Origin of the sequence: Photorhabdus aegyptia (genome assembly GCF_000612035.1) — a bacterium.
GTDB classification, from domain to species: domain Bacteria; phylum Pseudomonadota; class Gammaproteobacteria; order Enterobacterales; family Enterobacteriaceae; genus Photorhabdus; species Photorhabdus akhurstii.
In genome coordinates this window covers 63,287-70,504 of record NZ_JFGV01000022.1, presented here as the reverse complement: position 1 = coordinate 70,504, position 7,218 = coordinate 63,287, and the positions used below count along the sequence as shown (strand labels likewise).

Below are 7,218 nucleotides of genomic sequence, written 5' to 3'. Positions count from 1 at the left end.
ACTGCCAGGCTTTAAATACAGTGGAAACCCTCAGCGTAAGCTGGGGGTTTTTGCGTTTGTACGACATGCGATATATACGACCGTCGCTTTGGTTCCAAACGTTAAATGCTTATCGAGATTTGTTTTTGTTGACCATACCCTTATCCTTGGCACCTTCACCATCTGCGATTAGCAGTTTCAGATTGATTCCTTGGCGAGCCGTTCCTACGGTTGCTCGTGGCTATGTTGTCCCCGACACTTTGCATCCCAAAATTACTTTAATACATGGTCGATTTATAAAATAATTTTGTTTCTTTATTAGAATATATTGTTTTTATATTTATAGTTTTGAAATTAAATTGTTTATATATTTCGTCTTTTTATATTAAATCCTACAATATTTAACGAGAATATCATTGAATTTTAATGTGTTTATTTCTATATTTAAGTAATGCCAGTTAACTGTCTTTTATTTTAAAAATAAAATTGGAATTATTTCATTTTTATAATATTAAAAATTATTAATTATTTATATATCGAAAATCGAAATATGACCCAAAATGAAATAATTTCAGCTTACTTGTAAAGCCTCGACATTTTGTTAATACTTAGTTAGATTTAGCTGTCTGGAAGTCTAAACGTGTAAATGGATAAAAAATCGAGGTCATAGCATGCCAATTTGTATACCGGATGAATTACCCGCAGTGAATTTTTTACGAAATGAGAATGTGTTCGTAATGACATCTACCCGTGCGAATATTCAAAATATACGTCCACTAAAGGTATTGCTGCTTAACCTGATGCCAAAGAAAATTGAGACTGAAAATCAATTTCTAAGATTATTATCCAACACGCCTTTACAGGTAGATATCCAGCTACTGAGAGTAGATAACCGGAAGTGCAGGAATACGCCCGCTGAGCACTTGAATAACTTTTATTGTGATTTCGAACGGATAAAACATCAAAATTTTGATGGCTTAATTGTTACTGGTGCGCCATTAGGATTAGTTGAATTCGAAGATGTGGCATATTGGGAGCAGATAGAGAGAATAATTCGTTGGGCGAAGGAGCATGTCACTTCTACTCTATTTATTTGTTGGGCTGTGCAAGCAGCTTTGAATATTTTGTATGACTTACCGAAGCTTACCAGAGAAGTAAAACTATCCGGTGTTTATTATCATTCTACTTTGGAGCCTTTAGCATTATTGACTCGCGGCTTTGATGAATCTTTTTTTGCGCCTCATTCTCGCTATGCAGATTTTCCTGAGCAGGTTATTCGTGAACATACTGATCTGGATATTCTTTGCAATTCTGAGGATGCGGGGGGGTATTTACTGGCGAGTAAAGATAAGCGTATGGTATTTGTCACTGGGCATCCTGAATATGATGCCGGAACGCTGGCGAGTGAATATTTACGCGATTTAGCAGCAGGTTTGGAGCCAAAGATCCCAATAAATTATTTTCCAGATAATAATCCAGAAAGAAAACCACTGGCATCATGGCGTAGTCACGGGCATTTATTATTTTCCAACTGGCTAAATTATTATGTGTACCAGATCACGCCATATGATCTTACCTACATGAATCCAACACTGGATTAATATCTTTATAAATGGCTGAAATTCAGCCATTTAACCCTTCTGATTTTTTCTACTCTCCTGTTATTAACACCAGCCAAAATATCGCACTTTTTGTAGTTTATCTTATATAACAAAAGCTTAACGAAATTATCTTATGGTTTATGGAATCAATTTCTCTAATTTAAAATAGGTAATTTGTTTCATAACTAATTGTTTTATATTAAATAAAAATAAATTTTTAAAAAAATGGAAATCGTTTTTGATTTATTTTAAATATCTATTACTCTTATTCAGGTGTGCTTTAAAATGAGGATAGATGAATGACGCAGCAAACTTTAGCGACTGAATTATCGTTTATTAAACGATTTGGAGCAGCAGAGCAGGAGGTTATGATGCCTGAAGCGGTGGATTTTCTGAAAGATCTGGTTGTTCGGTTTACTGATACACGGAAAAAATTGTTAATCGATCGGGATATTTGGCAGAAGAAAATTGATGATGGTGAATTGCCTGATTTTATTTCGGAAACCAGTTCCATTCGTGAAAGTGAGTGGGAAATTCAAAATATTCCGGCGGATCTCCGTGATCGCAGAGTAGAAATCACTGGACCAGTAGAACGGAAAATGGTTATCAACGCTTTGAATGCTAACGTAAAAGTTTTCATGGCGGATTTCGAAGACTCCTTAGCACCAGCTTGGGATAAGGTGATTGAAGGGCAAATCAACCTGCGTGATGCGGTTAATGGCACAATTTCTTATGTTAATGAGCAAGGTAAGCAGTATCAATTGCAACCTGACCCGGCTGTTCTGATCGCACGGGTAAGAGGACTTCATTTACCGGAAAAACATGTTCTTTATCAGCATGAGCCAATCGCCGGTGGATTGTTTGATTTTGCGCTCTATTTTTACCACAACCATAAACAATTGTTGGCAAAGGGAAGCGGCCCCTATTTCTATTTACCAAAAATTCAGTCCTACCATGAAGCTCAGTGGTGGAGTGATGTATTCAGTTTTGCCGAAGATCGTTTTGAATTACCGAGGGGCACAATCAAAGCAACGGTATTGATTGAAACTTTGCCTGCTGTATTTCAGATGGATGAGATTCTTTATCATCTTCGGCACCATATCGTTGGCCTTAATTGTGGCCGTTGGGATTACATTTTCAGCTACATTAAAACACTGAAAAATCATAGTGATCGAGTTTTGCCTGATCGTCAATCTGTCACGATGGATCAACCTTTCCTCAGTGCTTATTCCCGTTTGCTGATCAAAACTTGTCATAAGCGCGGAGCATTTGCGATGGGGGGGATGGCTGCTTTTATCCCCAGTAAAGATATTGAACGCAACAATTGGGTACTAGATAAGGTTCGGGCGGATAAAGAGTTAGAAGCTCGTAATGGTCATGATGGCACATGGATTGCCCATCCAGGTCTTGCCGACACGGTGGTGGAGGTTTTCGATAAGGTCTTGGCGGAGCGACAAAACCAGTTAGATATCTTCCGTGAAGAAGATGCACCGATTACCGCGGTTCAATTGCTGGAACCTTGCCCAGGCGATCGTACTGAAGAAGGTATGCGGGCCAATATCCGTGTAGCGGTTCAATACATTGAAGCGTGGATTTCAGGAAATGGATGCGTTCCTATCTATGGTTTGATGGAAGATGCTGCGACAGCAGAAATTTCCCGGACATCCATTTGGCAGTGGATTCACCACGAAAAATCATTATCCAACGGTAAAAAAGTGACAAAAAGTTTGTTTAGTCAGATGTTGGCAGAGGAAATGGAAGTTATTAAACAAGAGGTTGGAGAAACACGTTTCAGTCAAGGGCGATTTAGCGATGCGGCCAAGTTGATGGAGCGCATTACCACTCAGGACGAGTTGATAGATTTCCTGACGTTGCCGGGATATCAATTGCTTGATTAGAGCCAATCACATTAGAAAAATTTAAGCAACGAATAATAACAAAACACCATTATCCGATTAATTTAACAAAGGTAGGAAGTAGAAGTTATGACAATCTCCAGAACTCAACAAATCGCTCAACTGGAACAAGAATGGAAAAGTGACCGTTGGAATGGGATTATTCGCCCGTACAGTGCGGAAGATGTTGTTAAATTGCGTGGTTCGGTTAATCCAGAACATACATTGGCACAGCTTGGCGCTAAAAAGCTGTGGGAACTGCTACATGGCAAAGCTAAGAAAGGCTATGTCAACTCATTGGGGGCATTGACTGGCGGGCAAGCGTTACAGCAGGCAAAAGCGGGTATTGAGGCGATTTATCTTTCTGGGTGGCAGGTTGCGGCTGATGCTAACACGGCATCCAGTATGTATCCTGATCAGTCCCTGTATCCGGTGGATTCAGTCCCGGCGGTGGTAAAACGTATTAACAACAGTTTCCGTCGGGCAGATCAAATTCAGTGGGCAAATGGTATTGATGCTGATAATCAGGAATATATCGATTATTTTCTGCCAATTGTGGCGGATGCGGAAGCAGGATTTGGTGGTGTTCTGAATGCTTTTGAATTGATGAAAGCCATGATTGAAGCGGGTGCTGCGGCTGTTCATTTTGAAGATCAACTTGCTGCGGTGAAAAAATGTGGTCACATGGGCGGTAAAGTTCTGGTTCCGACACAAGAGGCTATTCAAAAATTGGTTGCTGCGCGTTTGGCGGCGGATGTTTCTGGCGTGCCTACCCTATTGATTGCTCGTACGGATGCTGATGCAGCCGATCTGTTAACCTCTGACAGTGACGCTTATGACAGTGAATTCATTACTGGCGAGCGGACTTTTGAAGGGTTCTTCCGCACCAGAGCGGGGATCGATCAAGCGATTAGTCGTGGTTTGGCTTATGCGCCGTATGCTGACTTGATATGGTGTGAAACATCAACACCTGATATTGAAATGGCCCGTCGTTTTGCTGAGGCGATTCATGCTAAATATCCCGGTAAATTGCTAGCTTACAACTGTTCTCCATCGTTCAATTGGAAAAAGAATCTGGATGATAAGACGATTGCCCGTTTCCAGGATGAACTGTCAGCAATGGGGTATAAATTCCAATTTATTACTCTGGCGGGTATCCACAGTATGTGGTTCAACATGTTCGACTTGGCGCATGCTTACGCGCAGGGTGAAGGCATGAAACATTATGTGGAGAAAGTACAGGAAAGAGAGTTTGGATCAATTAACCGTGGTTATACCTTCTCTTCTCATCAGCAGGAAGTTGGCACAGGTTATTTCGATAGAGTCACAACGATTATTCAAGGGGGAACATCGTCAGTAACCGCATTGACAGGTTCCACAGAAGAGCAGCAGTTCTGATTGTTCTATACCCTATGGATTTCAATTTGAAAGATGACGGGTATATTTCTGATTCTATTCAGCCTGCCTATTGCAGGCTGAATATATTGAGGAGTTGCGATGGGGATAGATTCGGCACATCTGATAGCGCAGACTATTTTACAAGGATTCGATGCACAATATGGCCGCTTTCTGGAAGTGACTTCCGGTGCACAACAACGCTTTGAACAGGCGGACTGGCTTGCTGTTCAGCAAGCGATGAAAAAGCGCATCAATCTTTATGATCATCATGTTGGGTTGGTGGTTGAGCAGCTTAAATGCATACATGGCGCTTTCGGATATGATGAAGAGTACATTGGCAAAGTAAAAGTTGTTTATACCAGTTTATTGCCGGATTATCCCCGGTTTGAAATTGCCGAGAGTTTTTTTAATTCTGTTTATTGCCGCCTGTTTGAACATCGTAATCTGACACCGGATAAATTATTTATTTTTACTTCTCAGCCTGCCCGGAGATTCCGGGACATTCCCCGTCCGTTGTCGCGTGATTTTTTCCCTAATGGCGATCTTGCCTCAATGTTACGGACAATCCTTAATGATCTGCCGCTACGTTTGCCTTGGGAAAATTTAGCGAGAGATGTTCATTATATTACGGACTATCTACAACAAACATTTCCAGTCGAAGAATTATTACAGGCAACTTTCCAGATAGCTAATGAACTGTTTTATCGTAATAAAGCGGCTTGGCTGGTAGGTAAGATCCGCATAGGAAGTCAAGTTTACCCTTTCTTGTTGCCGATCCATCATAATGAATCTGGCGGGATATTTATCGATACCTGCCTGACTGATTATGCTGATGCCAGCATTGTATTTGGTTTCGCCCGTTCCTATTTTATGGTTTATGCGCCTTTGCCTGCGGCTTTAGTTGAGTGGTTGAGAGAAATTCTGCCCGCCAAATCAACGTCTGAACTTTATATGGCAATCGGCTGCCAAAAGCATGGTAAAACAGAATATTACCGGGAATATCTGGCGTTTATTACCTTCTCCAAAGAGAAATTTATGATTGCCCCCGGAGTTAAAGGGATGGTGATGTTGGTATTCACTTCGCCTTCATTTGATCGCGTCTTTAAGGTGATTAAAGATAGATTTGCGCCGCAGAAAGAAGTGACGCAGGAGCGGGTACAGGAATGTTACCGTTTGGTCAAGGAGCATGATCGGGTGGGGAGAATGGCCGACACGCAGGAATTTGAAAATTTCGTTATCGATAAAGCCCGCATTAGTCCTGAACTGATGGAAGAGTTACAGAAAGAAGTGCCGGAAAAGCTAGAAGATTTGGGTGATAAAATCCTGATTAAACATCTGTATATGGAACGACGGATGACACCGTTAAATATCTATATGGAACAGGTAGAAGAGCAGAAGCTGAAAGATGCTATCGAAGAGTACGGTAATGCGATTAAACAACTTGCGGCGGCGGATATTTTCCCTGGAGATATGCTGTTTAAAAACTTTGGCGTAACGCGACATGGGCGGGTAGTGTTCTATGACTATGATGAAATCTGTTATATGACAGAAGTTAACTTCCGCGATATCCCGCCGCCGCGTTATCCAGAAGATGAACTTGCTGGTGAACCGTGGTACAGCGTGGCGCCAAATGATGTTTTTCCTGAAGAATTCCGACATTTTCTTTGCACTGACAATCATATTCGTCGTTATTTTGAAGAGATGCATAGTGATTTATTTAAAGCAGACTACTGGCGGGCGTTACAGGAACGGATTAGAAATGGTCATGTGGAAGATGTGTTTGCGTATCGCCGCAAACAGCGGTTTAGTCAACGTACTGAGATAGAAATTGACTCTATTGCTAAAGTTCCAGCCTGATTTTATTGGGAATTGGCGATTGCTGTTAGTGATCGCCATTTTCACCAATAGATAATATTATTATCCTCATTAAATTATTTCTCTAAATTAAATATAAATTAATACCTATTTTTTCTTGTGCGGGGCATGAATATTCCTAATGAAAATAAACTTGGGATTCAATATGAAATATATTTCTTATTATGAAGGCATAATTGGAATGTGAATTAAAAACATATATTTAATGATTTCTTTAAGAAATAAAAATAGATCCACTTATTTGTGGAAGTTCTATAATTTTATAGAGTTTGGGAATCAAGGATTTTTAGCCACGGCTAGCGGTTGTAAAAAGAATTGATATTTTTGACTCTAAATTAAATACATGAAAATTCTCATATATACCCTATGGATTTCAAGATGCATCGCGGCGGCAAGGGAGTGAATCCCCGGGAGCATAGGTAACTATGTGACCGGGGTGAGCGAGTGCCGCCAACAAAGAGGCAACTTGA

The 7,218-nt window shown here is 40.6% G+C and carries 5 protein-coding genes; all 5 read left to right on the top strand.

Annotated elements, in window-relative coordinates; all coding sequences use genetic code 11:
- Positions 1 to 284 (top strand): hypothetical protein (locus BA1DRAFT_RS24020; protein WP_235201002.1); only part of this gene is annotated, 284 nt, incomplete at its 5' end.
- A gap of 366 nt (positions 285 to 650) precedes the next feature.
- Positions 651 to 1,580: a homoserine O-acetyltransferase MetA gene (metA, locus tag BA1DRAFT_RS09125; RefSeq protein ID WP_036778152.1), complete on the top strand. Its 930-nt coding sequence runs from the start codon at positions 651 to 653 to the stop codon at positions 1,578 to 1,580.
- Positions 1,581 to 1,879: 299 nt separating this feature from the next.
- Positions 1,880 to 3,478 carry a malate synthase A gene (aceB, locus tag BA1DRAFT_RS09120; RefSeq protein ID WP_036778151.1) on the top strand — a complete coding sequence of 533 codons (1,599 nt, stop codon included), beginning with the start codon at positions 1,880 to 1,882 and terminating at the stop codon, positions 3,476 to 3,478.
- Between the two features lie 87 nt (positions 3,479 to 3,565).
- Positions 3,566 to 4,873 carry an isocitrate lyase gene (gene aceA / locus BA1DRAFT_RS09115; RefSeq protein WP_036778150.1) on the top strand — a complete coding sequence of 436 codons (1,308 nt, stop codon included), beginning with the start codon at positions 3,566 to 3,568 and terminating at the stop codon, positions 4,871 to 4,873.
- 99 nt (positions 4,874 to 4,972) lie between these two features.
- The gene (gene aceK, locus BA1DRAFT_RS09110) at positions 4,973 to 6,730 is read left to right on the top strand and encodes a bifunctional isocitrate dehydrogenase kinase/phosphatase (RefSeq protein ID WP_036778148.1); all 1,758 of its coding nucleotides are present in this window, start codon (positions 4,973 to 4,975) and stop codon (positions 6,728 to 6,730) included.
- Positions 6,731 to 7,218 lie beyond the last annotated feature (488 nt).